We start from the raw sequence: 25,193 nt of genomic DNA, 5'->3' as shown, positions 1-25,193 counted from the left end.
GATGCCTCGTGCGATCCGGCGGATGAGCGATCGAGCGCGCGGCGGGCGACGGTGGTCGGGGGAGCTTGGCGACGTAGACCGAAAGTGTCCGCAGCTTCCTCGGGGCGCGAATGTCCAAGGGGAGAGTGCCGCCGCTCATCAGAAAGACCTAGTCCGAAATGGAGAGATTCCCAACCCGCCGTCGCGACGATGCGCGCCGGGATGCCGGGCGCGTGGTCAGACAGGGCGAGACGGTCGGCCCCCTCGGTAGGCCGCTCCTTCATCCCTTTGGGGCTGTTCCTGCCCAGCCGGTCCGGCCACGATCTCTCGCTCCACCCCGCTCCGGAAGCGTTCATGCATCTCGCCACTCCCTTCGCCCGACGCCTGGCCGCATCACTGCTGGCCGCCCTCGCCTGCAGCACAGCCATGGCCGCGGCTGACGTATCGACGGTCCCGCCCCCGGGCTTCTATCGATTCAAGGTCGGCCAGTTGGACGTCACGGCGCTGTCGGACGGGACCCATCCCTTCCCTGTCGACTCCGTCATGGTGGGGGCCAGCGAGGCGCAGATCGACCAGGCGCTCGAGCATGACTTTCTCGGCAAGCCGCCTGTCGGATCGATCAACGCCTTCCTGATCAACACGGGCAAGAAGCTGATCCTGGTGGATGCGGGCGCGGGCGCCCTGTACGGCGACTGCTGCGGGCAGGTCGTCCAGCAGATCAAGGCCGCCGGGTACTCGCCTGAACAGGTGGACCTGGTGCTGATCACGCATCTGCACAAGGATCACGTGGGCGGTCTCGCGAGCAACGGCCGGGCGGTGTTTCCCAATGCGGTGGTTCGCGCTTCCAAGGTCGATGTCGACTACTGGAGCTCAAGTGCCGCCAAGGCCCGGGCGCCGGCGTTCCTCGCCAGCTTCTTCGATGCGGCCGTGGCGTCGATCGCGCCCTACAAGGCGGCGGGACGGCTCCAGGTCATCACGGGCGCGGGGCCCATCGGGGATGGCATCGCGGCGGTCACGTCGCCTGGGCATACGCCAGGCCATCTGAGCTACGCGATCACGAGTCAGGACCAGACGCTGCTGGTGATCGGCGACCTGATTCATGTCGCGGCCTTGCAGCTGCCGCATCCGGACGTCACGGTGAAGTACGACACCGATGGCGCCGCGGCGCGCGTCTCGCGATCCAGTGTGCTGAAGTCCGCCGCCGAGAACCGCTACCTCATCGCCGCGGCGCACCTCTCATTCCCCGGCGTCGGCCACTTTCGACGGGTCGCCGATACGTTCGAGTGGGTCCCGGTGAATTACGAGGCGGCGGCGACTCATTGATGCTTGGGCTTGTCGGACCCCAAGACTCGAAGAGCACGTCGATGGTGATTGCGCGCCCGGCGACGTCGTAGGCCCTCCCCCGAATAAGTCCGGGCCAGTTCGCCTCACAGCGACTGGCCCGGACTTCATTTCAGCTCGCCCAGCCGAACTGCCAGTAGTACTTCTTGAAGGTGGCCGCCGGAATGGCGAACACCCCCCCGGCGTTCAGGGGCACGGAGCGCCAGAAGCTCTGGTCGTAAGCGGCCCAGTTCCCGGGCAGGCTGTTGATGACGGCGCCGTTGTAACCCCACGGGTTGCGCAGCACGATGTACTTGGTGTTGTTGACGTAAGCCCAGCCCAGGATGGTGTACGCGTGATAGCCGACGATGCCGGTGCCGCCGTAGTCCACCGGTGACGGCGTCTGGCAGAAGGTCCACGCGGTCATCGGATTGAAGGTGCGGTACGAGAGGCAGTTGGAGCGAACGGCGGTCCAGATGTCGTCCTCGCTGAGCGCCGAGCAGGTCTTGGTGACGCCCGTGAGGTTCGTCAGCTCCGTCGTGGCCTGAACCGGCCAGCCGCCGGCGATCGGCCCGTAGTTGGGCTCGTCGGTGGTGTCGTTGGTCTTCCACTTGGCGAAGGCCTTCTCGTAGACCGCGGGCCAGATCTCGCCGGCCTCGGAGGACCGGGCGTAGATCCAGGCGTTGGTGCTGTTGACGAGCGGGACCCGCTCGGAGACCTCCATGGTCTTGAGGCCGCCGGAATAGAAGTCGATGCGATCGACGAAGGCGGTGGTCGCGGCGCCGGTGGCCCGGGTGCGCTGCATGATCAGGTAGGGACGCGACCACGCGACCGCCGACAGCGCGGAAATCAGGTAGCAATCGCCGAGCGCGCCCTGGACGGGGTCGAAGTACTCGGCGGCCTCCTCGAAGAAATCACCCGGGTCGGCCCAGACGGCGCCGGGAGGCGTGTAGCCCGGGGCTTCGGGCCCCTTCCCGGCCTGGGGCGACTTGTCACCGCCGGCAAGCGCGCCCACCACGCGCGACAGCGCATCGGGCGACAACTTCGTGAGCATGGCCTGCATGGGGCCGGCCTTGGCGAGCTGGCCGACGGCCTTGACCCGCTGTTCCGTCTTCATCTCCTGGAGGCCCGCGAGCGCGCCCTGGGTGTCGGCCAGGCCGCTCACGAGGAGGTTGCCGGCGACGGGCGCGGACAGCTCCTCGACGGAGGCCCCGAGCGTCTTCTTGACGAAGGCATCGCGGTCGGCGATCGCCTTCCATCGCACGCTGCGGCCGAGCGCGAGTTCCGCGACGGCATACGGATTGGCCAGGCCAACTTTGGTCTCATTCATTGCAGTCTCCCTTGCAAGCGATGCCAGCGAATGGCCCGAGGGATCCGGGCACCGCGCGTCGCTCGAGTGCCAACTTATGCGGCGGGATCGACGCCCTCAACGTGCGATCTAGGGGTGAGCCGGCGGAGCGTGGGGGTGGCTTCCACAAGGGAGAGGATGCGGGTCCTGACTCGGCTTGACTGTCCGGAAACCACGGTTCGCGATCGCTGGGCTTAGAGTCCGGGGCAAGGAGAACCTCATGCGACTCAACGTGAACGGCAAGGACCACGAGCTGGACGTCGAACCCGAGATGCCCTTGCTCTGGGTCCTGCGCGACGAGCTCGACATCACCGGCCCCAAGTACGGTTGCGGCATCGCCGTCTGCGGCGCCTGCACGGTCCACATCGACGGCGTCCCTGTCCGTGCCTGCTCCCTGCCCGTGGGCCAGGTCCAGGGTACCGTGACGACCATCGAGGGATTGGGCGCGCCGGGCGCGCTCCACGTCGTCCAGCGCGCCTGGATCGAGCATCAGGTGGCGCAATGCGGCTACTGCCAGTCGGGGCAGATCATGACCGCCGCGGCCTTGCTCGCGGCCAATCCGTCCCCGTCCGATGCCGACATCGATTCGGCCATGTCGGCCAACCTGTGCCGCTGCGGCACCTATCCCCGGATCCGTGAGGCGGTGAAGGCCGCCTCGCGCCTCCTCTCCGGAGCGGCGACGTGAGCCGCGCGGGTCGTATCGCGCGTCGCGCGTTCCTCGTGGGCTCGGCGGCCATCGCGGGCGGCGTGGTCTTCGGCACCTATCTGGTCCGTCGAACGCCCGCCAATCCGCTGCTCGACGGCGCGCCGGACGGCAGCGCGATCTTCAATCCCTGGGTCAAGGTCGACCGTACCGGTGTCACGCTGATCGCGCCGCACACTGACCTGGGCCAGGGCGCGCGGTCCATGCAGGCCGCCCTGATCGCCGAGGAGATGGACCTGGCCTGGGGACAGTTCACCGTCGAGACCGGGCCGCCGAGCGCGGCCTACTTCAACACCGCCATCGCCGAGGAGCAGGCCCCGTTCCTCTCGACCGACACCGGCACCTCGGCGGAGGCCGTACGCGGGGTGATGGGTGCGCTGTTCAAGGTGATGGGGCTCCAGATCACCGGTGGCTCCAGCAGCGTGCCGGACAGCTTCCACAAGCTGCGCCTGGCGGGCGCGGTGGCCAGGGAGACGCTGAAGGCCGCCGCCGCCAGGCAGACCGGCATTCCCGTCGCCCAGCTCAAGACGGATCACGGGGCGGTGGTCCTGCCCGACGGCCGGAGGATCGCGTACACCGCCCTCGCCCAGGACGCCGGCCGCATCGCGCCGGTTCAGGACCCGCGCTTGCGAGACCCGTCCGAGTGGAAGCTGATCGGGCGGCCCATGCCGCGCCTGGACATCGTCCCGAAGTCGACGGGCGCGCTGAAGTTCGGCATCGATCTTCGGCTGGACGGGATGCTGCACGCCGCGGTGAAGCTGAACCCGCGTCGCGGGCCCGTCCTCTCCTACGACGCCACCGACGCCAAGGCGATGCGTGGCGTGAAGCAGATCGTGCCGGTGACCCACGGTGTCGCGGTCATCGCCGACAACACCTGGCGCGCCTTCCAGGCCGCGCTGGCCATCAAGGCCGACTGGGGCCCGGCCCCCTACCCCGCCGAACAGGCCGACCACTGGCGCGCCGTGGCCGAGTCCTTCGTGCCGGAGCGGCTCGACAAGCAGTGGCGGAACGACGGCGACGTCGATGCCGCGCTGGACGCCTCGGCGCTCAGCGCGACCTACAAGGCGCCCTATCTCGCGCACGCGCCGCTGGAGCCGCTGTCCGCGGTCGTCCAGATGAAGCCGGACCGCGTCGATGTCTGGGTCAGCTCACAGGCCCCTCGCTTCGCCCAGGAGAAGGTCGCGAAGATCACGGGGCTCCCGGTCGAGGCCGTCCATCTGCACAACCAGTACTGCGGCGGCAGCTTCGGTCATCGACTCGAGTTCGAGAACATCACGCTGGCCGCCGAGATCGCGCGGCAGATGCCGGGCGTGCCCATCCAGCTGACCTTCAGCCGGGAAGAGGACTTCGCGCAGGACTTTCCGCGCCAGATCAGCATGAGCCGCGCGCGCGGCCGCGTGAAGGACGGACAGGTCGACGCGCTGTCGCTCGACATCGCGTCCGTGTCGGCCAGCGCCTCGCAGATGGGCCGCGTCGGACAGTCGGTCCCCGGCCCGGATGGCCAGATCGCCGCTGGCGCCTGGAATCTCCCCTATGCGCTGCCGCATTTCCGGATGCGCGCCTACCGTGTGCCGGAGCTCGCGCCGACCAGCTCATGGCGCTCCGTCGGCGCCTCGTCCGCGGGCTTCTTCGCCGATGGCTTCCTGGACGAGCTGATCCATGCCGCCGGTGCCGATCCGCTGCTGGAGCGCTTGCGATTGACACGTGAACCGGTCGCGCGCGGCGTCCTGGAGGCTGTCGGCGAGATGTCGGCCTGGCAGGGCGCGAGGCCGGAGAAGGGGCGCGGCCGCGGGGTGGCGTTCGTCGAGTCCTTCGGCGTGCCGTGCGCGCAGGTGGTCGAGGTCGAGCGGACGCCGCGCGGGCTCAGGATCGTCAAGGTCTGGGTCGCGCTGGATGTCGGCAAGGTCGTCGACCCGGTCAACTTCGACAACCAGGTCAAGGGCGGCGTCATCTGGGGATTGGGGCATGCCATGAACTGCGAGATCACCTACGCGGACGGTCGTGCGCAGCAATCCAATTTCCACGCCTACCAGGGCATGGGGCTGCATCAATGCCCGGAGATCGTCGTGCGCGGGTTGGAGCGCGGCAGCAAGGTGCGTGGGGCCGGGGAGCCCCCGGTGCCCCCGGCCGCGCCGGCGCTGGCCAACGCGATCTTCGCGGCCACTGGGGTCCGGCTCCGCGAGATGCCCTTCGGCAAGCACGTCGACTTCGCCTGATCTCGGCGTGGCCCGCCGGTACGGGGCCATGGGCGCGTCGTCACCGCGGCGTCAGCGGACGGGGCGCCCGCGCGGCCGAGTCGCAGCGGACCTCGCTCGCACGCCGTTGCTCGAAGGCCGCGCAGCTGCGGTTGCCAGCGGGGTCTTCCAGATCCGGATGCGTGACCAGCTCGTAGGCGCTCTTTCGCCACGGCCGGTCCGGTGTGAACCGCCATTGCGTGTCGCCGTGGCCCAAGGAGGTCCGTCCCTCGACGCGCCGACCGCTTGCGTCCCGCACCGCGATCAAGGCTTCGCCGGTCGAGCTGATCGGCGCCTGCAGATCCACGAGCAGCGGCTCCCGGCTGCCGGCGCGCGGTGCGGTCATGCGCCATCGAGCGGTGTCGAGCCGCGTCGTCACCGCCGGTGTGACGTGCCAGGTCTTGACCACCGACGGCTGATGGCCGCCGAATCCGTCCACGCGGAGCCGCACCGTGTCTCCGGCCCGCAGCGCGCGGCCGGCATCGAGGTTCGGACCGACGCCCTGCTTGATCCGTCCCGGGTCCATCAGCACCGTCAGCCGGCGCCCGTCCGCGCTGGGCAGGGTCAGGTCCAGCAGAGCGCCAGGGATCTCCCGGTCCGACGCGTCGAGCAGCGTCAGCCGCCGCACGTCGAACGGCATCGGTTGAGGCCACCCGAAGCGCAGCTCGATGCGCAGCAGGTTCTCGGGAATCGTCGCGCCCGCCGGATGGATCTCGACCGGTGCCACGATGTCGGCTCCAGCGCCAGCGCCAGCTCCAGCCACTGCTGCACGCGCAGTGGCAGCCTCGGCCGCAGTCGCAGTCGCAGTCGCAGTCGCTCCCAGCATCAAGGCGAGCCCCGCGACTGCCGCGACCCTCATCCCACCGCGTTTCATGGCTTCGGCGGAGCCAGGTCCGCATACCCCTCGTCGGTCCGCAGCATGCGGTGCGCGTCGCGCCACGCATCTTTCGGCTCGTAGCGGAAGTCCGCGAAGTCGTACTCGTTGACGAAGTCGCTCAGCCTCAGTAACAGCCCCTTGCGCATGGACACCAGCTCCATCGCGCCCGTCGCCTCGTTGCGGCGCAGCGCGGCCAGCAGATTGGCATCCTGGTTGTCCAGCTTGGCCACGCCGGCCAGCGGCACGTAGATGGACTTCAGCCCCAGCGTCGGCTCGGTCGGCCACTTGATGGGCGTCGTCACGCCGGGCTGGGTGGAGGCGTCAGCGATGTCGGTGACGGCCATCAGGTCGGCCGACTTGTGCGAATGCGTCAGCAGCACCATCGGCCCTTGGCCGGCGTCGAACTGCACCATGCCCACCGGCGCGCTGCCCCAGCCGAACTCGGCGATGGTCTTGGCCGCGATGTGCGCGCCGTCCTTCAGATCCTTCAGCGGAATGGTCACCAGCGGCGAGCAGGTGAAGGCCGCCACCAGCGTCGGCACGCCGTTGAGGTCCGCGATCACCATCTTGCGGATCGGCGCGCGGGTCTCGATCTGGTTGTGGACCGGGTGGTACATCTCGATGCTCGCGACGGCGGCCTCGGCCTTGAACGGATAGTCGAAGACGCGCAGCGCGGAGGCGAAGCTCGCGTTGGACAGCCCGGCCACGTAGAGCTTGCCGTCGCGGTAGGCCATGTCGGTCACCGTGTAGGCGGCCATCGGCGTGTCGCGCCACAGGTGCTTGTCGGGCCCGGGGATCTGGCCGAGCGGCACCGACACATGCGGCGCGCGCGCGAGGTCGACCACCCTCACCTGGCCGCTCGTGTCGACGGCGACGAGCGCCGGCTTGGGCGTGCCCGCGCCCTGCCCCATGGACAGCGTGATGTACGCGGTCTCGCTGCCGGGGCGCACGGCCATGTCCTCGAAGCGCAGCCGGCGCTCGTCGACGCGCAGCGCGCGGGCGATCGAGGCAGACACGTTCCTCAGATTGAAGTAGCCCGGCGCGCCCGCCGGCACCGCGGGCAGCGTGATCGCGTGCAGCTGGCCGCCGCGCCAATCGGCCACGACCAGGGTGTCGGCGTCGATGAAGGTCATGGCGCCCGCCGACTTCACGGTCGCGGCCATCGCCGACGAGGCCACCAGGCCGAAGCCCAGGACCGCGAGCCCCACGGCGCGCCGGGGACGCCCCGACGGTGATCGGGTGGACGGTGACAGTGCGCCTTGCAGCAGACGGCGGACGGTGGCGATCGGTGACATGGGATGGCTCCTCGGGGTGAGAACGCCGCACTGTCGAGCCCGACGCCGGCTCCGCCCACTCGATGAAGGCCGACGAGGCGACTGCTCTTTCGAGCAATGCGCGACGACCGGCCACGCGGGACACTCGCCGTTCCAACGCCCTGCTGGAGGCCCCATGTCGCACCCGGTCGCCCGACTTTCCGCCGCCCTGCTGGCGCTCACGCTGGCGTCCGCCAGCGTCGCCGCGGAACCCGGCTTCCCGCCCTTCCCCGCCGACTTCAGCGTCCGCGACATCGACACCGGCGAGCTCAGCACCCATGTCCGGATCGGCGGCAGCGGCGAGGCCGTGGTGCTGCTGCACGGCTTCGGCGAGACCGGCGACATGTGGGCGCCTCTGGCCGCCGAGCTGGCGCGTCATCACCGCGTGATCGTCCCCGACCTGCGCGGCATGGGGCTGTCCTCCCGACCCGCCGGCGGCTACGACAAGCTGACCCAGGCGCGGGATCTGGCGCGGCTGCTGGATGCGCTCGGGATCCGGCAGGTCGCCCTGGTGACGCACGACATCGGCAACATGGTCGGCTACGCCTTCGCGGCGAGCCACCCGGCGCGCGTCAGCCGCTTCGCGCTCATCGACGCGCCGCTGCCCGGCATCGGCCCCTGGGACGAGATCGCCCGGCGGCACGCCGTCTGGCACTGGTCGTTCTGGGGCGCGGACGCGGAGCGGCTCGTCGCCGGCCGGGAGCGCATCTACCTGGATCGCTTCTGGAATGAGCTCGCGGCGCCCGGCAATCGCTATCCCGAGGCCGCGCGGGAGCACTACGCCGAGCTCTACGCCCGGCCCGGCGCGATGCACGCGGCCTTCGAGCAGTTCAAGGCCTTCGACCAGGACGTGATCGACAACCGCGCGCTGCAGGCCCGGGGTCGGCTGACGATGCCGGTGCTGGCCGTCGGCGGCGGCCGGTCCTATGGCCCCCGGATGGCCGAGATCATGCGGGAGGTCGCCGACGACGTGATCGGCGTGGTGATCCCGGGGTCGGGCCACTGGGTGCTGGAGGAGCGACCGGCGGAAGTGATTCCCGCCGTGCGCGACTTCCTCGACGCGCCACCTTCCCGCTGAGCCCTACGGGCCACGCCTGGCGCGCCAGACGTGAGCCAGGCCTGGCACGGCACGCCACAGCCTGGGCCTGGGCGTGGGGCCGATCCCCGCTCGCGTTCGCGGCCGGTGTCCGACACGTGACTGAGTCCTTGCCGTGTCGGGGCGACACTGGCCGGCCCCCTGTCGCGCCAAAGCCCCGGAGCCGCCCATGATCGAGACCTTCCAGCGCCCGCTGCCCAACGGCATCACCCTGAGCTGCCGCGCCGCCGGCGAGCCGGGGCGGCCGCTGATCGTGTTCCTCCACGGCTTCCCCGAAGCCGCCTTCATCTGGGACGAGCTCCTCACCTACTTCGCCGACCCCGCGCATGGCGGCTACCGCTGCGTCGCGCCCAACCTGCGCGGCTTCGAGCGGTCCAGCGCCCCGACCGAGGTCGCTGCCTACAAGCCTCAGCTGCTGGTGCAGGACATCCAGCAGCTCGTCGCCACCGAGCGGGCCGACAGCCGCATGGCCGCGCTGGTGGCGCACGACTGGGGCGGCGCCTTCGCCTGGGGCTTCGCGAACGCCTTCCCGGCGCAGACCGGCCGCCTGGTGATCCTCAACTCGCCGCACGCGGGCACGCTGTCGCGGGAGCTGCGCGAGAGCGAGGTCCAGCGCGAGGCCAGCGCCTACATGAACTTCCTCGCCCGGCCCGATGCCGAGGCGCTGCTGGCCGCCGACGACTACCAGCGCCTGTGGCCCTTCTTCACCCGCATGAAGGCCGGCGCGGACGGCTTCGGCTGGCTCACCGAGGACCTCAAGCAGCGCTATCGCGAGGTCTGGGACCAGGGGCTCACCGGCGCCTGCAACCTCTACCGCGTCACGCCGCTCAAGCCGCCGCTGCCGGGCCAGACCGTCGACGTCATCCCCGTGCTCCCGCGCGAGCGCCTCACGGTGGACGTGCCGACGCTGGTGTTCTGGGCGCTGGACGACACCGCCCTGCTGCCGGGGCTGCTCGACGGCCTGGAGGACTACGTGCCGGACCTCGAGGTCCTGAAGGTCCCCGGCGCCACGCATTGGATCGTGCACGAGCAGCCCCAGCTCATCGCACGCGAGATCGACGCCTTCCTGCGCAAGTCCTGACCCTGGGCCCGGGGCGCCTCGGACCGGCGTCCGACACCCTATGCCCGGCGCTGCGCCCTCGCTGCGGCTCACCCGACCGCGGGGCCTGGGCCTGAAGGGGCCGGAGACCGCCGTCTCCCAATCGCACGCCGCCAACGAAGCGTTACCGCTCGACATCGATCCTTCACGGCGCTGACTTCCTGCGCCAAAAAAATCACGCGCTTCACGACCTCCCCAGGTGAAGCTTCATGAGCACGACATCTCGTCGGACTTTCCTGACCGCCGCCGTCGCCGGCATGGCCAGCAGCCACGCCTTCGCGCAGACCCTCCGGCGCGCGCTCGCCACCCCGGCCAACAACGCCACCGGCACGCTGGCGGACATCGAGCACGTGGTCATCCTGATGCAGGAGAACCGCAGCTTCGACCACTATTTCGGCACGCTGTCCGGCGTGCGCGGCTACAGCGATCCGCGCCCGATCGCGCTGCCCAGCGGTCAGCCGGTGTGGATGCAGCCGGGCACGGCGCTGGGCTCGCAAGTCCTGCCTTACCACTTCGACACGCGCAACACCAACGCGCTGCGCGTCGGCCTGGACCACAGCTGGAAGGGCACCGAGACCGCCTGGAAGGACTGGAACGTCTGGGTCCCGAAGAAGTCCGCCCGCTCGATGGGCTACTTCGACCGCACCGACCTGCCCTTCTATTACGCCCTCGCCGACGCGTTCACCGTCTGCGACGCGTACCACTGCTCGATCTTCGGCCCCACCGATCCCAACCGCTTCTACGCGTTGAGCGGCAACAGCAACGGCGTGATGACGGGCATCGCCGACGCCAAGCTCTACAACGTCACCAACGGGGTCTACAACGGCGACATCGCCAATGACAACCCGGCCGGCAAGGGCAACGAGTGGCCCACCTACGCCGAGGTCCTGGAGTCGGCCGGCGTGAGCTGGAAGGTCTACCAGGAGTGGGACAACTACGGCGACAACTACCTCCAGTACTTCAAGAACTTCCGCGTCGACGCCAACGGCCAGAAGCTGACCCCCGCCTCCTCCCTGTACCGCCGCGGTCGCGCGCTGGCGGCGGGATCGACGCAGGCCAACGCGCCGGGCACGACGGGCCAGTGGCTGATCGACCAGTTCGCCGCCGACGTGCGCGGCGGACAGCTGCCGCGCGTGTCCTACATCTGCGCCCCGTCCGAGTACTGCGAGCACCCCGACGCCACGCCCAACGCCGGCGAGAACTTCACCGCGCGCCTGCTGCAGGCGCTGGTGGCGTCGCCCGAGGTCTGGTCCAAGACCGCGCTGATCCTGACCTACGACGAGAACGACGGCTTCTTCGACCACATGCCCTCGGTCATGGCGCCGCTGAGTGCGGACCGCGGCCGCACGACCCTGGCCAACGCGACGCAAGGCGAGATCGCCGGCGGTCAACCCATCGGCCTGGGCCCGCGCGTGCCGACGATGGTGATCTCGCCCTGGAGCAAGGGCGGCCGCGTCTGCTCGCAACTGTTCGACCACACCTCGCTGATCCGCTTCACCGAGGAGTGGCTGGTGAGCCTGGGCTACCCGCGCGCCAGCGTGCAGTGCAACGGCATCTCGCCGTGGCGCCGCGCCGTCTGCGGCGACATGACCAGCGCCTTCGACTTCAAGTCCGGCGATGCCGCCTTCCCGTCCGGCGTGCCGACCAGCGCGGTGTACTTCAAGGGCTGGGGCTCCAAGGACGCCCTGCCGCCGACGGTGCAGAGCCTGCCGCGCCAGGAGAAGGCCGCCACCGGCGTGCCGCGCCGGGCCGCGCCTCTGCCCTACCGCTCGACCGTGGACGGCATCGCCGCCACGAACGCGCGCCAGTTCGCGCTGAGCTTCGGCAACGAGGGATCGACGACGGCCGCCTACATCGTCTACTCGACGCTGCGCACCGACGGCCCGTGGCACTACACGGTGGAGCCGGGCAAGCGCATCGATCAGGAAGTCTGGAACTGGTCCGGCGCCGCGATGCAGCTGGCGGTCCAGGGCGACAACGGCTTCTTGCGCGAGTTCCGCATGAGCTTCGACGGCATCGGTCGTCTGGCCGCCGCCTCGCTGAAGGAACAGCCCGCCAGCGCCAGCCTCACGCTGACGCTGCGCAACGCCAGCACGCAGCCCATGCGCTTCCGTGTCACCGACAACGCCTACGGCGACCGGACGGTGGTCACCATCGACGTCCCGGCGGGCTCGAGCCGCGATCACGTGCGCGCGGTGACCGCGAGCTACGGCTGGTACGACCTGGTCGTCACCGTCGACGGCGACAGCGCCTTCTGGCGCCGCCTGGCAGGCCATGTCGAAGGCGCGGGCCTCGACTTTACCGACCCGGTGCTCAACGGCCTGGGCCAGGTGACCTGGAACGCGCCGCCGGTGCTGCCGCCGACGCAGCCGACAGCCAGCTTCAAGGCCGACGTCGACCGCGTCCGCCTCGGTGGCGGTGTGTCGCTGAGCTGGACCGGCCTGCCGTCCGGCACGACGAACTGGATCGGCCTGTACCGCGTCGGCATGACGCCCGGCGGTCCGGGCTCGCTCAAATGGAACTACGTCGCGAGCCCGGCGGGATCGCAGGTGTTCTCGCTGGCGGGTCAGCCGGAGGGCGACTACTTCCTGGGCCTGTTCCTGAACGACGGCTACGGCGAGGCCGCGCCGCGCCTGTCCGTCCGCATTCGCAAGAACGGCGACGTGAATGGCGACGGCGCGATCACCGCGGCGGACCGCGACACGCTGCGCAACGCGATCGGCAGCTGCTCCGGCGACGCGCGCTTCGAGCCGCTAGCCGACATGGACGGCGACAAGTGCATCACCCAGGCGGACTACCGCGTCTGGTACCAGCTCTTCAGCACCCTGTGAGAACCGACATGAGCCTCAAACCCCTGATGGCCGCCACGCTGCTGGCGCTCTCGTCCCTGGCCGCGCAGGCCTCGACCGTCACCCTGACCCCGTCGGCCCCGGCGAAGGCGGGCGAAGGCGTGGACCTGCTGATCCAGCTCACGGACCCGTTCGCGGGCCTGGCGGCGAACGAGCAACTGCTCTCCTTCGGCTTCCGGCTGAGCTACGACAGCGCGCTGCTGTCCTTCGGCCGTTTCACGCCGGCCGCGGGCTGGGACGACGACAGCCCCTGGCTGGGCGCCGGCACCTTCGGCGCATCGAGCTTCCCGGGTGTCGCCAACAACGGCCAGGCCTCGCTGCTGCTCGGCACGCTGCACTTCGACACCTTGCAGGCCGGTCTGGCGCAGATCAGCCTGATCAGCGATCAAGGCAATCTGAACCAGGGCCTGAGCTACCTGTGGAGCCATCCCCAGCCGCTCAACGCCTCCGTCCAGCTCGCGATCAGCGCCGTGCCGGAGCCGGCATCGTTCCTGCTCGCCGCGCTGGGCCTGGGCGCGCTGGGCTTCACCGCGCGACGCAAGCCGGGTCGGGCGTGACCGACACTTGATCGCGGGGCGCGCCGCGTGCGGCGCCATCACGCTCGGCCGCCTCTGGCGCGGGCGTCGCTCAGGGGAAGCTGAAGTTGGTCGTGGTCGTGACGCCCGCGCTCAGCGTCAGCGGTCCCGCTGTCTTGGTGCTGCCGCCGGAGCTCGCCTCGAGGCCGTACTTCGCCGTCGCGCTCGCGTCCGCGCCGAAGCCGAGCAAGCCCTGCGGCGCCATGTAGGCCGCGACCATGGTGGCGCCCACGGGCAAGACCATGCTGTAGGCGCCGGTGGCCGCGTCGACACCGCGGGTGGCGACCTCGATCCTGTCGCCGTTGGACAGCGTCTGCGTCGCGCGTACGGCGGCGTCGATCGGCGTCGCACCGGTCGTCACCGTCCCGGCCACCGTGGCGCTGGACGAGACCCCCAGCGTCACCGCGCTCGAGGCGCTGTTGAGCAAGGTCACCGTCGACGCGGTCACCGTCAATCCGGTGATCACGTCGGTGGCGCGCCCGGGTGCGGTGATGACGAGGTCATAGCTGCCCGGCGCGACCGGTTGCAACAGGAACTTGCCTGTCGAGTCCGGAACCGTCGCCTTCACGACCACCCCGCCCTGCTGGATCGACACCGAGGTCGCGCCGTTGGCCAGGGTCGCGTCGACGAAGCCGCTCACGCCCGAGATGAAGTTGGGCGTCACCGCGACGACCGGCTTGAGCAGGTACTTGCCGGAGTGGCCCGCCGTCACCACCGATTTGCAGGCGTCGAAGTCGAGCACGAAGTCGGCGAGCTGATTGGCGGCGATGGTGATGTCGGCGTTGAGCTTCACGCCGCTCTGCACCGCGCTGGGCGTGTCGAGCGCGACCTCGCTGCCGCCGGTCGGAACGATCGAGTTCAGCAGCGGGTTCGCGCTGTCGTTGGCCGCGAGCACCAGCCTCAACTGCGAATAGTGGCCGGCCTGAAGCGGGATCTGGCCGAGCGTGCTGAGCACGCCGTTGGTCAGCGTGAGCAGGTCCACGCGCTTGGGCGTGGTGAACGTGAGGTCGGTCCAGCCGGCGTCGGTGTCCGCCGCCGTGGCGCTCTGGTTGACCCGGATCTTCTGGATGGCCACGTTCACGTGGTCGAAGCCGCAGCTCGGTGCGTCCGTCAGCGAGAGGCCGAGGGTGCCCATGCCGCTGGCGGTGGCCATCGAGCCATCGCCGCCGGCACCTCCGCCGCAGGCGGAGAGCGAGAGGACGGAGGCGACCGCGACGGCCGCGACCCATGCGTGGGGGAGCTTCATGAGATCTCCTTGTCAGGCGGCCCTGCCTGGACGACGGGCCCACCGTTTGGCCCGTACAGGCTACGCCTGCCGCGCGCCTCTGACAGCCCCCGAAGTGCGCTCAAACATCACCAGATGCAACCAGCTCGCCGCTGCGTCCGGGCCCCGTGCGCCCGTGCGGGGGGCCGCACTCGCGATCAGCGCTGACGCGCACGCGCCGCCGTCCACACGCTCGCGAGCAGCGTGAGGACGGTGCCGACGACCAGCAGCCCCAGCGCCGCGCCCGCGGGCAGCAGCCCCGACCACAGGCCGCCGCCGGCGATCGCGACGACCACCAGCGCGCCCAGGCACAGGCCCGCGTCCGCCCAGAACATGCTGAACAGCTCGCGGATCACGTCGATGAGCAGCCTCATGCGCGCGACTCCCGCTGGACCGACAGCTGCCGCAGCAGGCTCGCGGTCCCCAGTCCCACGATCGCGAAGAGCGCGATCAGCCCCAGCAGCGCCAGCTCGGCCCCGGGCCAGGAGAGGCTCAGGCCTTCGCCGCTCCAGTACACGCCGAAGGCCGTGAGCAGCACGCCGACGCAGAACTTGAGTCCGTTCTCCGGCACCCGCGCCAGCGGCCGCCGCAGCGCCATGCCGACGACCAGCACCAACGCGCACGCCGCCGCCGCACCCAGCGAGGCCTCGGCGATCAGGCCGTGACCGGCGCCCACGGCCAGCACCGTGAACGCGACCTCCAGCCCTTCCAGCAACACCGCCTTGAACACGGTGACGACGCCGATCCAGTCGAGCCGCCGTCGCGCGCCGCCTGCTGTTCCGCTTGCCGCTGCCGCTGCCGTTGCCGTTGCCGTTGCCGTTGCCGTTGCCGTTGCCGAGGATTCGGCACCGAGCTCCCGCGTCGCGCGCTCGTAGAGCACCGCCTCATCGCGGAGCGCCAGCACCCCGCCCGCGCGCAGGATGGCCTTGCGCAGCCAGCCCAGGCCGAAGAGCAGCAGCAGCACGCCGACCACCAGCTGCAGCGCATGGATCGGCATCCTCAGCAGCGCTGGACCGATCGCGGCCACGAGGCCGGCCAGCAGCGCCAGCGCCGCGCCGGTGCCGACCCAGGCCGCGCGCCAGCCGCGCGTGCTCCCCACGGCGAGGACGATGGTGAAGGCCTCCACCACCTCGACCAGCGAGGCCGCGAAGGCCGCGCTCACCGCCGGCAATGCACTGGACAGCGCGCTCATGCGGGGCTCCTCGTCGTTTGACTCCGATCCATCTCGATCACCGGCGTCAGCGGGTCGCGGTCGTCATCGACCGTCCCGGCCCGCGCGCGGCCCGCTCAGGCCGCGCTGAGCGCCAGCTCGCCGCTGCGGCCGGGCACCGTGCCCCAGTGCAGGGGCGCCGCGGCGGTGCCGATCGCCGGCAGCGCGTCGTGGTGGTCGCGCATCGTTCCGAGCACGTGCCCTTGCGCCTTCCAGCCGGCCAGCAGCCGGTCGAAGACGGGCGCGAGCTCGCCCCCTTCCAGCTCCGCATGCAGCGTGAAGACCTGATCCTGGTCCGACTCGGTGCGCGCCAGCAGCGCGCGGTCCACGGTCTGCTCCTCGACGCCGTCCAGACCGATCAGCTCGTCGAAGGTCGGCAGCGAGGTCGGCATCTGCACGTGCCGCAGCCGCTGCCCATTCACCATCGGATGGAAGGCCTCGCGCCCGCGCCCGTCGGACGCATAGGCCATGCCCCAGTCGTCGATCTGGCGCCAGGCGGCGTCGTTGATCTGCCAGCCCGCCGCGCCGTGGGTGCTCGGCGCGCGGCCGAAGACCTCGCCGAAGCGGTCGTAGGCGAGCCCCATCTGACGGCGCGTCCAGGCCTCGTCGCGGTGGCGGACCTGGTCATGCCACAGCACGTGGTCCCAGGCGTGCAGGCCGCACTCGTGCCCCGCCGCGGCGCAGGCCCGCATGGGCTCGGCGGCGCGGCGGCCGATGTCGGGCGCCGGCAGCAGCACGCCGTACATCAGCGTCCGCAGCCCGTAATGCCGGACCACCGAGGTCCGCGAGACCTTGGTCAGGAAGCCGGGGCGGAACACCCGCTTCAGCGCCCAGCCCGTGTGGTCCGGGCCGAGGCTGAACAGGAAGGTGGCCGAGACCCGGTGCCGCCGCAGGATCTCCATCAGGCGCGGAACGCCTTCGACGGTGCCTCTCAGCGTGTCGACGTCGACCTTCAGCGCGATGCGAGCCATGCTTCAGCGCGCCTCGTCACCGCGAATCGGACCGACAAGGTCGCCCATCGAGCGGCTCGTCACGCCGCGGCCTCGACCAGGCCGCGGGCCTGTTCCACGATGCCGCGGTAGGACTCGAAGATGCGGCGCAGCGAGGCGTCCACGTCCACGCGCGGCTCCCAGCCCAGCACCTCGCGGGTGATGCGGATGTCGGGCTGACGCGCCTGCACGTCCTGATAGCCGTTGCCGTAGAAGTTGGCCGAGGTCGTCTCCACCAGCTTCACGCCGCGCGCCACCTCGGCGTACTCGGGGTACTCGGCCGCGATGGCGAGCATGCGCTCGGCCAGCTCGCGCACCGACAGCACGTTGTCCGGGTTGCCGACGTTGAAGATGCGGCCGCTCGCCGTGCCGCCCTCGTTCGCGATGATGCGCACCAGCGCGTCGACGCCGTCGGAGATGTCCGCGAAGGCGCGCTTCTGCAGGCCGCCGTCGACCAGCTGGATGGACTCGCCGCGCACGATCTGACCCAGGAACTGGGTCACCACGCGCGAGCTGCCTTCCTTGGTCTCGAAGATCGAATCCAGCCCCGCGCCGATCCAGTTGAACGGGCGGAACAGGCTGTAGTTCAGCCCCTGTTCCTGGCCGTAGGCGTGGATCACGCGGTCCATCAGCTGCTTGCTGCAGGCATAGATCCAGCGCGGCTTGTTGATCGGGCCGTAGACCAGCGGCGAGTTCTCGGGATCGAACTCGGTGTCGGCGCACATGCCGTAGACCTCGGAGGTCGACGGGAAGACCAGGTGCTTCTTGTACTTCACCGCCGAGCGGACGATGGGCAGGTTGGCCTCGAAGTCGAGCTCGAAGACGCGCAGCGGCTCGCGCACGTAGGTCGCGGGCGTGGCGATCGCCACCAGCGGCAGGATCACGTCGCACTTGCGCACGTGGTACTCGATCCATTCGCGGTTGATGGTGATGTCGCCTTCGAAGAAGTGCATGCGCGGGTGATCGATCATGTCGCCCAGCCGGCTGGAGGACATGTCCATCCCGTAGACCTCCCACGGGGTGGTGTCCAGGATGCGGCGCGTCAGGTGGTGGCCGATGAAGCCGTTGACACCGAGGATGAGGACTTTCTTGGGGGACTTCATGGGGTCGACTCTCGTCTGGAGGGATCGGTCGGGGCCTCGTGGGAAGCCCCGTGTGAGCTCAGGGAACAGGAAGAACGGAAACGGACAGGCTTCAGCGCGCGGCCCCGGCGCACAGGGCGCGCAGGGCCTCGGCATCGAGGGGCTCGCCGAGCTCGATCACCTCGAGCACGCGCAGCGCCTGGCCGTCGCCGCAGATCGCGGCGGGCTCGCCGTCGATCAGGCGCAGGCCGGGCGTCGTGTCGTGGGGGAGCGGCGCGTCGACCCAGGGCCGCGCGCGGGCGACGATCAGCCGGCGACCGTCGATCTCGACGAAGGCGCCCGGATACGGTGGGGCGACGGCACGGACCAGGCGATCGATCTCGACGGCGGGACGATCCCAGTGGATGCGTCCGTCCTCCGGCTTGCGGCCGCCGTAGTAGCTGCCGTCGGCCAGCGGATTGGCGCGGCGCGGCGGGCGGCCGGCGATCAGGGCCGGCAGCACGCGCCACAGCGTGATCTCGGCCGCGACGCAGACCTTGTCGAAGACCTGGCGCGCGTCGTCACGCGGCAGGATGGGCACGGCCTGCTGGTCGACGATGTCGCCCGCGTCGGGCTTGTCGACCATCAGGTGCAGGGTCGCGCCGGTCTCGGTCGCGCCGTGCAGCACCGCCCAGTTGGTCGGCGCGCGGCCGCGGAACTTGGGCAGCAGCGACCCATGCATGTTGTAGGCGCCGCCTGGCGCCAGCGACAGCAGCGACGCCGGCAGCATCGAGCGGAAGTAGAACGAGAAGATCACGTCCGGCTTCGCGGCGGCCACGGCCTCGGCCAGCGCCGGATCCTGCGGATCGTCGCCGTAGAGCCGCGGGATGCCGAGCTCGTCGGCGGTGTCGGCCACGCGGGCGAACCAGAGCTTCTCGCCGGGATGATCGCGGTGGGTGACCACCAGCGCGACGTCCACGCCGCCGGCCTGCAGCACGCGCAGGCAGCGGTCGCCGACGTTGGAATAGGCGAAGACGACGGCCCTCACGAGGTGATCTCCTTGGCACCGGCGACGGCGCTGGCCCCCAGCGCGCCAGCGGTGTCCGCCGGAGCGGCCGCGCGAGCGCCGTCGGTGAACACGGGGCCGCTGTCCGGGGCGGCCTGCAGCACCGCGCTGACGCGGTAGCGCGGCCGGCGGCGCACCTCCTGCTGGATGCGGCCGACGTACTCGCCCATCAGGCCGATGCCGAAGAGCACGATGCCCACGAGGAAGAACAGCAGCGCGAAGAGCGTGAACACGCCCTCCACTTCCGCGCCGAACAGGAAACGCCGGATCACCAGCAGCAGGAACAGCGAGCCCGAGGCCGCCGACAGCGCCGTGCCCAGCAGCGAGAACCACTGCAGCGGCACGATGGAGAAGCCCGTCACCAGGTCGAAGTTCAGGCGCAGCAGCTTGTAGATCGAGTACTTGGACTCGCCCGCGTGGCGCTCCTCATGGCTGACCTCGATCTCGGTCGGCGACGCGGCGAAGGTGTAGGCCAGCGCCGGCACGAAGGTGTTGACCTCCTGGCAGGCGTTGAGCGTGTCCACCAGCGCGCGGTCATAGGCGCGCAGCATGCAGCCCTGGTCGGTCATCTCGATGCGGGTGATGCGCTCGCGCAGGCGGTTCATCAGGCGCGAGGACACGCGCCGGAAGGCGGTGTCGTGACGCTGGCGGCGCACCGTGCCCACATAGTCGTGCCCCTCGCGGATCGCGGCGACCAGGCGCGGGATCTCCTCCGGCGGGTTCTGCAGGTCGGCGTCCAGCGTGATGGTGATCTCGCCGCGGGCATGCTCGAAGCCCGCCATCAGCGCCATGTGCTGGCCGAAGTTCCCGTTGAACAGCACCACCCGCGTCACGTCGGGCCGGCGCTGGAACTGCTCGCGCAGCATGGGGACGGAGCGGTCACGGCTGCCGTCGTTGATGAAGATGATCTCGTAGGGCTCGCCCATCGCGTCGAGCACCGGATACAGGCGCGCGAAGAGCGCGTCCAGCACGCCCTCCTCGTTGTAGACGGGGATCAGGATGGACAGCGCCGGCGCGGTGGCCGCGGGGGTCAGGTGAGCAGGAGACGGCATGCGCGCTCGAGTTGTTGGCAGACACGGTCGACGTCCTCGTCGGACATCGCGGGGAACAGCGGCAGCGTCAGGGTGCCGCGGCCGATGCGCTCCGCCACCGGCAGTTGGCCCTCGCGCCAGCCCCGACGGCGATAGAAGTCCAGCAGATGCACGGCGGGGTAATGCACGCCCGCGCCGATGCCGGCGTCCTTGAGCAGGCTCATCACCGCCGCGCGGCCGCCGTCGATGCGATCGGCCGGCAGCACCACCTGGAACATGTGCCAGTTGGTGATGGCGCCGGTGGTCGCCAGCGCGGGCGGCAGCTCGACGCCCAGCGCCTCGATGCCGCTCGCCTTCAGGCGGTCCAGGTAGCGTTGCGCCAGCACGGCGCGCCGCGCGGTGATCGCGGGCAGGCGGTCCATCTGGCTCAGGCCGATGACGGCGTGCACGTCGCTGAGGTTGGACTTGCCGCCGGGCTCGCTCATCTCCAGCCCGTCGAAGCCGCTGCGCACGATGCCCTGCAGGCGCAGACGCTCGGCGTGACGGGCCTCCTCCGGCGTGTTGAGCACCAGGCAGCCGCCTTCGGCGCAGGTGAGGTTCTTGTTGGCCTGGAAGCTGAAGCTCACCAGATCGCCGAAGGCGCCGATGCGGCGGCCCTCGCCGGTGTCGCCGGCACCGATCCAGCGCGAATCGATGGCCTGGGCGGCGTCCTCGACGATGCGCAGCGCATGGCGCTTGGCGATGGCGTAGAGGCGGTCCATGTCGACCGGCAGGCCGGTCAGGTGGACGGGGATCACGGCGCGGGTGCGCGGCGTGATGGCGGCCTCGACGGCGTCGAGGTCCAGGTTGCGGGTCACCGGGTCCACGTCGACGAAGACCGGCGTCGCGCCGACCGCGACGATGACGTTGGCCGTCGCGACCCAGGTCAGCGGCGTGGTGATGACCTCGTCGCCGGGGCCGATGCCGGCGACGCGCAGCGCCACCTCGAGCGTGGCCGTGCCGTTGGAGAAGCAGCGCACCGGGCGACCGCCGAAGAACTCGGACAGCCGCGCCTCGAAGGCCTGCGACTTCGGGCCGGTGGTGATCCAGCCGGAGCGCAGCACCTCGCCGACGGCGGCGATGGTCGCCTCGTCGATGTCGGGCCGGGTGAAGGGAAGGAAGGGCTCGGTCATGGGGTCGGGTCCTGCGGGTCGGCGAGCCTGGATCAGCTCCGGTACATCACGGCGACGCCGGCCAGGATCAGCGCCATGCCGATCCAGCGGCCGGGGCTCAGGACCTCGCCGAACAGCGCGGCCGCCGCCAGCGCGTTCACCACGTAGCCCAGCGACAGCATCGGATAGGCGACCGACACATCCACCCGCGACAGCCCGATGATCCAGACGACGACGCTGACCACGTAGCAGCCCAGGCCCGCGACGATGGGCCATTGCCCGGCCACCCGCAGCAGCGTGGCCGGCAGATGGGCCAGATCCAGGCTGAGGCTGCCCAGCGGCGTCACGCCGGCCTTGAGCAGCAGCTGCGCGCCGGCATTGAGCAGCACGCCGGTGAGGATGAGGGCGAAGGTCGATGGGGTCATCGGGTCGGGACGATCTCGGTTCGGCGAATCGGGGGGCGACGGGGCCGACGGTCAGGGGGCCGCGGCGGGCGCGGTCGGGAAGTTGGCGACGACGACACGGCGCGCGTCCTCGGCGACGGGCCACATCGGCAGGCCGGCCGCTTTCAGCTCATCGCGGGTCTCGGGCGTCATCAGCGCCAGCGCGCGGGGGCCGGTGCGCCAGCGCTCGTCGAAGGCGGCCATCGTCGGCAGCCAGCGTCGCGGCTCCTGGCCGACACCGAATTCGAGCTCGTCGGGCTCCGCGACCATGGTCAGCGGATGGCGCAGATAGAAGGGCAAGGTGTGATCCAGGCGCTTCACGCCGTACAGCGGCATGTCGGGCCGCAGCACGCGCTCGATCGCGGGCACCAGGTCGACGCCTGAGGCGGGCCGGCCGAAGGTCTCGTGCCCCAGCAGCGCCACGGTCAGGCCCAGGTAGATGCCGACCGCGTAGGCGACCCGGCCGGTGCCCTCGCGGCCGACGCGGCGCAGCCACAGCGCCGCCGCCGCGCCCAGCGCCATCAGCAGGCTGGCCGCGAGCACCCAGTGCCCGTAGGCCGCGAACAGCGCCCGCGGGCCCGGCGCCTTGCCCAGCTTGCCGGCGAAGGGCGACAGCACGGCCACCAGCGCGAAGAGCGCCAGCATCGTCCACATCCAGCGGGCCCAGGACCGCGACGGGAGTCGCTCCAGCGCGATCGCCGCCAGCAGCGCCACCGCGGGCATGACCGGCAGCAGGTAGCCCGGCAGCTTGGACGAGGAGGCGCTGAAGAACAGGAAGATCGCCACGGCCCAGATCCCGACCAGGCGCGCGGGCCGGAACGGGACCGGGGTGCCAGGTGTTGCCCGCTCGTCGCGGGCGGCCCGCCACATGCCGGGGATCAGGCCCAGCCAAGGCAGGAAGCCGGCCAGGAACTGCGGGACGAAGTACCACGGCGGCGCGTCGCGCCGGTGCACCGTGGAGGTGTAGCGCTGCAGATGCTCGTGGATGAAGAAGAAGTGGTTGAACTCGGGATGACGGGTGCCGATGGCCCAGAACCAGGGCACGACCAGCACCAGGAACAGGGCGACGCCCGGCAGCAGGTGCAGGCGCGCCCAGAGCCGCCAGTCGCGCGTGGCGACGCTGTAGACGACCAGCACCAGGCCCGGCAGCGCCAGGCCGATCAGGCCCTTGGCCAGCACCGCGGCGGCCATGCCGGTCCAGGCCAGCAGCATCCACCGGCGCCGGGCCGGGACACCGGCCTGCGGGTGCTGCGCGATCAGGGTCGCGGCCAGCGTCACGGCGAGCGCGGCGGAGACGCTGATGTCCAGCGAGTTGAAGTGGCCGCCGAGGTACCAGTTGGGCGTGGCGGCCAGGATCAGGCCGGTCCAGGCGGCGACGCGGGAGCCCCACCAGCGGCGCGCGGCCAGCACCATCGCGCCCAGGCCGATCAGGCCGCAGCAGGCGCCCCAGAGACGGGTCTGCCACTCGCCGACGCCGAAGAGCTCGTACGAGAGCGCCGTCATCCACATGTGCAGCGGCGGCTTCTCGAAGTAGAGAACGTCGTTGTAGCGCGGGGTGATCCAGTCGCCGGAGACCAGCATCTCTCGGGCGATCTCGGCATAGCGGCCCTCGTCGCTGGCCAGCAGATGGCGGGCATCCAGCGTCAGGAACCAGAGCAGGACCCCCAGCGCGATCAGGACCAGCGCCCCGACCGACAAGCCGAGGACGCGCGGCGCCGCGGGCGCCGAAGCGTGACTCCGCGGCCCCTCATGGCCGGCGGCGATGCGAGCGTGATCGTTCAACAGAAGGCCTTCCCCCTCAATGACCGGCCCCGCCATCGGGGAGCCGGCAACGACTTCGACGCGCGGCATTGTTCGCACGAGTTGTGACGAGCGTAATGACAATGCCGCGAAAACGCCATGAATCGGTCGTCTCCCCTCGCATGGTCGCCATGTAGCTGAAGGGGACATGAAGGGGGGCTGACGGGAAGCTGTCACACCCCCTCCGGTGGGCGCCAGGAGTCGACCTTCGTCAAACAACGTGACCGTTCCGACACCAGACCGTCATGGACGACGGCCGATTCGACACATCCGCGATCGGCCGCGCCCCGGCGCCCTCGGACTCGCGACCGCGCGGTTCGGCCGGGCGGCACGGGACTGCGACGATCAGCCGCGGGGCGTCATCGACGGGGCGATGTCCTCCAGCGACCGGCCTTCGGCGTCGACACCGAAACGCAGCGCGAGCAGCCCCGCCACGATCACCAGCCCGGCGCCCAAGGCATAGCCGGCGGCGACGGCGCCCCGGTCGCCGCTGCCGATCAACCAGCCGAAGAGCAAGGGCGCGGCGAAGCCGCCCGCCCCCGTGCCGACCGCATAGAACAGCGCGATGGCCATGGCGCGCATCTCCAGCGGGAAGACCTCGCTGACGGTGAGATAGGCGGAGCTCGCCGCGGCCGAGGCGAAGAAGAACACCACCGACCAGCACAGCGCCTGCGAGCGCGCGTCGAGCATCCCGGCGACGAAGGCCACGCCCGTCGCCGCCAGGCCGATGCCCGCCAGGCCATAGGTCAGCGCGATCATGCGGCGCCGGCCCACCCGATCGAAGAGCGGGCCCAGCAGCCAGGGCCCCAGCACGTTGCCGAGCGCGAAAGGGAAGATGTAGAGCGCGACGCGGTACTCGGGCACGCCGTAGAAACGCGTGAGCACCAGCGCGTAGGTGAAGAAGATCGCGTTGTAGAAGAAGGCCTGCGCGAGCATCAGCGCGAGCGCGACACCACTGCGGACGCGATAGCGGCGCAGCAGGACGTGCAGCACCTCGCGCATCGTGGGCACGGTGTCGCGTCGCTCATGGCGCGCGGCGGGATCCAGCGGCGGCAGCGGCCCGTGCTGCGCGACGACCTGGGCCTCGATGTCGGCGACGATGCGCCTCGCCTCCTCGTCGCGGCCGTGGAGCAGCAGCCAGCGCGGGCTCTCGGGGACGTGGCGACGCACGAGCACCAGGGCCATGGCCAGCAGCGCGCCCATCGCGAAGCCCACGCGCCAGCCCTGCACCGGACCGAGGACGGCCGGGTTCAGCAGGATCAGCGAGGACCCGGCGCCGAGCGCCGCGCCGATCCAGAAGCTGCCGTTGACGGCCAGGTTCACGCGGCCGCGCACGCGGGCGGGGATCAGCTCGTCGATGGCGGAGTTGATGGCGGCGTACTCGCCACCGATGCCCAGGCCGGTGACGAATCGGCACACGGCGAAGAAGGCGAAGCTCGTCGAGAAGGCGGTCGCCAGCGTGGCGACCGCGTACACGGCCAGCGTCACCATGAAGAGCTTCTTGCGGCCGAGCCGGTCGGTGAGGCGCCCGAAGACCAGCGCGCCGAGGATGGCGCCCGCCAGGTACAGCGAGCCGGCCCAGCCCACCTGGACGGCGGTCAGCGCGAGCGTGTCGGCGCGTTCCAGGACCGCGCCCACGGAGCCGACCAGCGTGACCTCCAGCCCGTCCAGCACCCAGGCCACGCCGAGCGCGAGCACCACCCGCCAGTGCCAGCGGGACCAGGGGAGCCGGTCGAGCCGGTGCGCGAGATCGTGGGTGCGGGACATCGCCGCGGGAGCGGCAAT

General features: G+C 70.7%; 21 protein-coding genes. 7 read left to right on the top strand and 14 right to left on the bottom strand.

Features of this window, described 5'->3' with window-relative positions; translation table 11 throughout:
• Positions 1-333 precede the first annotated feature (333 nt).
• On the top strand, positions 334-1,302 hold the full coding sequence (locus MCHT01_RS08795) for an MBL fold metallo-hydrolase (protein WP_067064723.1): 969 nt from the start codon (positions 334-336) through the stop codon (positions 1,300-1,302).
• Between the two features lie 130 nt (positions 1,303-1,432).
• Here the strand turns inward: MCHT01_RS08795 and MCHT01_RS08790 are convergent, their stop codons facing one another.
• Entirely contained in the window at positions 1,433-2,629 is a 1,197-nt protein-coding gene (locus MCHT01_RS08790; RefSeq protein WP_067064721.1) for a C2 family cysteine protease, read from the bottom strand.
• A 238-nt stretch (positions 2,630-2,867) separates the two neighbouring features.
• On the opposite strand from MCHT01_RS08790, the gene MCHT01_RS08785 reads away from it, so the two are divergent.
• Both MCHT01_RS08785 and MCHT01_RS08780 read left to right on the top strand, forming a co-directional pair.
• Positions 2,868-3,332: a (2Fe-2S)-binding protein gene (locus tag MCHT01_RS08785; protein WP_067064719.1), complete on the top strand. Its 465-nt coding sequence runs from the start codon at positions 2,868-2,870 to the stop codon at positions 3,330-3,332.
• Positions 3,329-5,566: a xanthine dehydrogenase family protein molybdopterin-binding subunit gene (locus MCHT01_RS08780; RefSeq protein ID WP_067064716.1), complete on the top strand. Its 2,238-nt coding sequence runs from the start codon at positions 3,329-3,331 to the stop codon at positions 5,564-5,566. Before MCHT01_RS08785 ends, MCHT01_RS08780 begins: the two co-directional genes overlap by 4 nt.
• Before the next feature lie 40 nt (positions 5,567-5,606).
• Here the strand turns inward: MCHT01_RS08780 and MCHT01_RS08775 are convergent, their stop codons facing one another.
• Positions 5,607-6,311 (bottom strand): hypothetical protein, encoded by a 705-nt coding sequence (locus MCHT01_RS08775; RefSeq protein WP_067064715.1) that lies wholly within the window; start codon positions 6,309-6,311, stop codon positions 5,607-5,609.
• A gap of 143 nt (positions 6,312-6,454) precedes the next feature.
• Positions 6,455-7,756, bottom strand: coding sequence for a hypothetical protein (locus MCHT01_RS08770; protein ID WP_245643202.1), 1,302 nt, complete (start codon positions 7,754-7,756; stop codon positions 6,455-6,457).
• Positions 7,757-7,910: 154 nt separating this feature from the next.
• Here MCHT01_RS08770 and MCHT01_RS08765 point away from each other — a divergent pair, with 154 nt between their 5' ends.
• The 4 genes from MCHT01_RS08765 to MCHT01_RS26715 all read left to right on the top strand — a co-directional run bounded on the left by MCHT01_RS08765 (position 7,911) and on the right by MCHT01_RS26715 (position 13,375).
• Positions 7,911-8,852, top strand: coding sequence for an alpha/beta fold hydrolase (locus MCHT01_RS08765; protein WP_067064713.1), 942 nt, complete (start codon positions 7,911-7,913; stop codon positions 8,850-8,852).
• A 187-nt stretch (positions 8,853-9,039) separates the two neighbouring features.
• Positions 9,040-9,951, top strand: a complete 912-nt coding sequence (locus tag MCHT01_RS08760) for an alpha/beta fold hydrolase (RefSeq protein ID WP_067064708.1) — start codon at positions 9,040-9,042, stop codon at positions 9,949-9,951.
• Between the two features lie 227 nt (positions 9,952-10,178).
• Complete coding sequence (locus tag MCHT01_RS08755) at positions 10,179-12,800, top strand: phosphocholine-specific phospholipase C (RefSeq protein WP_067064707.1); 2,622 nt, start codon at positions 10,179-10,181, stop codon at positions 12,798-12,800.
• 8 nt (positions 12,801-12,808) lie between these two features.
• A complete protein-coding gene (locus tag MCHT01_RS26715) occupies positions 12,809-13,375 on the top strand; it encodes a cohesin domain-containing protein (RefSeq protein WP_084452222.1) in 567 nt (188 codons plus the stop codon).
• A 70-nt stretch (positions 13,376-13,445) separates the two neighbouring features.
• Here MCHT01_RS26715 and MCHT01_RS08745 read toward each other — a convergent pair whose 3' ends face one another.
• The 11 genes from MCHT01_RS08745 to MCHT01_RS08695 form a co-directional block, all read right to left on the bottom strand.
• Positions 13,446-14,639: a DUF4382 domain-containing protein gene (locus MCHT01_RS08745; protein WP_067064703.1), complete on the bottom strand. Its 1,194-nt coding sequence runs from the start codon at positions 14,637-14,639 to the stop codon at positions 13,446-13,448.
• 176 nt (positions 14,640-14,815) lie between these two features.
• Positions 14,816-15,031, bottom strand: coding sequence for a hypothetical protein (locus tag MCHT01_RS08740; RefSeq protein ID WP_067064702.1), 216 nt, complete (start codon positions 15,029-15,031; stop codon positions 14,816-14,818).
• Positions 15,028-15,849, bottom strand: coding sequence for a TMEM165/GDT1 family protein (locus MCHT01_RS08735; protein ID WP_067064700.1), 822 nt, complete (start codon positions 15,847-15,849; stop codon positions 15,028-15,030). Before MCHT01_RS08735 ends, MCHT01_RS08740 begins: the two co-directional genes overlap by 4 nt.
• Before the next feature lie 95 nt (positions 15,850-15,944).
• Positions 15,945-16,838 carry a polysaccharide deacetylase family protein gene (locus tag MCHT01_RS08730; RefSeq protein ID WP_067064696.1) on the bottom strand — a complete coding sequence of 298 codons (894 nt, stop codon included), beginning with the start codon at positions 16,836-16,838 and terminating at the stop codon, positions 15,945-15,947.
• A gap of 59 nt (positions 16,839-16,897) precedes the next feature.
• Complete coding sequence (locus tag MCHT01_RS08725) at positions 16,898-17,959, bottom strand: bifunctional UDP-4-keto-pentose/UDP-xylose synthase (protein ID WP_067064694.1); 1,062 nt, start codon at positions 17,957-17,959, stop codon at positions 16,898-16,900.
• A gap of 91 nt (positions 17,960-18,050) precedes the next feature.
• On the bottom strand, positions 18,051-18,965 hold the full coding sequence (locus MCHT01_RS08720) for a formyltransferase (RefSeq protein ID WP_067064692.1): 915 nt from the start codon (positions 18,963-18,965) through the stop codon (positions 18,051-18,053).
• Positions 18,962-20,035 (bottom strand): glycosyltransferase, encoded by a 1,074-nt coding sequence (locus MCHT01_RS08715; protein ID WP_067064691.1) that lies wholly within the window; start codon positions 20,033-20,035, stop codon positions 18,962-18,964. The genes MCHT01_RS08720 and MCHT01_RS08715 overlap by 4 nt, the downstream gene beginning before the upstream one ends.
• Positions 20,014-21,186, bottom strand: a complete 1,173-nt coding sequence (locus MCHT01_RS08710; RefSeq protein ID WP_067064689.1) for a DegT/DnrJ/EryC1/StrS family aminotransferase — start codon at positions 21,184-21,186, stop codon at positions 20,014-20,016. The genes MCHT01_RS08715 and MCHT01_RS08710 overlap by 22 nt, the downstream gene beginning before the upstream one ends.
• 32 nt (positions 21,187-21,218) lie before the next feature.
• Positions 21,219-21,590: an SMR family transporter gene (locus MCHT01_RS08705; protein WP_067064686.1), complete on the bottom strand. Its 372-nt coding sequence runs from the start codon at positions 21,588-21,590 to the stop codon at positions 21,219-21,221.
• 51 nt (positions 21,591-21,641) lie between these two features.
• A complete protein-coding gene (locus MCHT01_RS08700) occupies positions 21,642-23,390 on the bottom strand; it encodes a glycosyltransferase family 39 protein (RefSeq protein WP_067064684.1) in 1,749 nt (582 codons plus the stop codon).
• A 363-nt stretch (positions 23,391-23,753) separates the two neighbouring features.
• Complete coding sequence (locus MCHT01_RS08695; protein WP_067064682.1) at positions 23,754-25,175, bottom strand: MFS transporter; 1,422 nt, start codon at positions 25,173-25,175, stop codon at positions 23,754-23,756.
• Positions 25,176-25,193: the final 18 nt, after the last annotated feature.

It is taken from the genome of Mitsuaria chitosanitabida ATCC BAA-476 = NBRC 102408, from assembly GCF_001598255.1.
In the GTDB taxonomy this organism is placed as follows: Bacteria; Pseudomonadota; Gammaproteobacteria; order Burkholderiales; family Burkholderiaceae_C; genus Roseateles; species Roseateles chitosanitabidus.
Note: the sequence above shows the minus strand (reverse complement) of the source record. Positions and strands in the feature narration are given on the sequence as shown.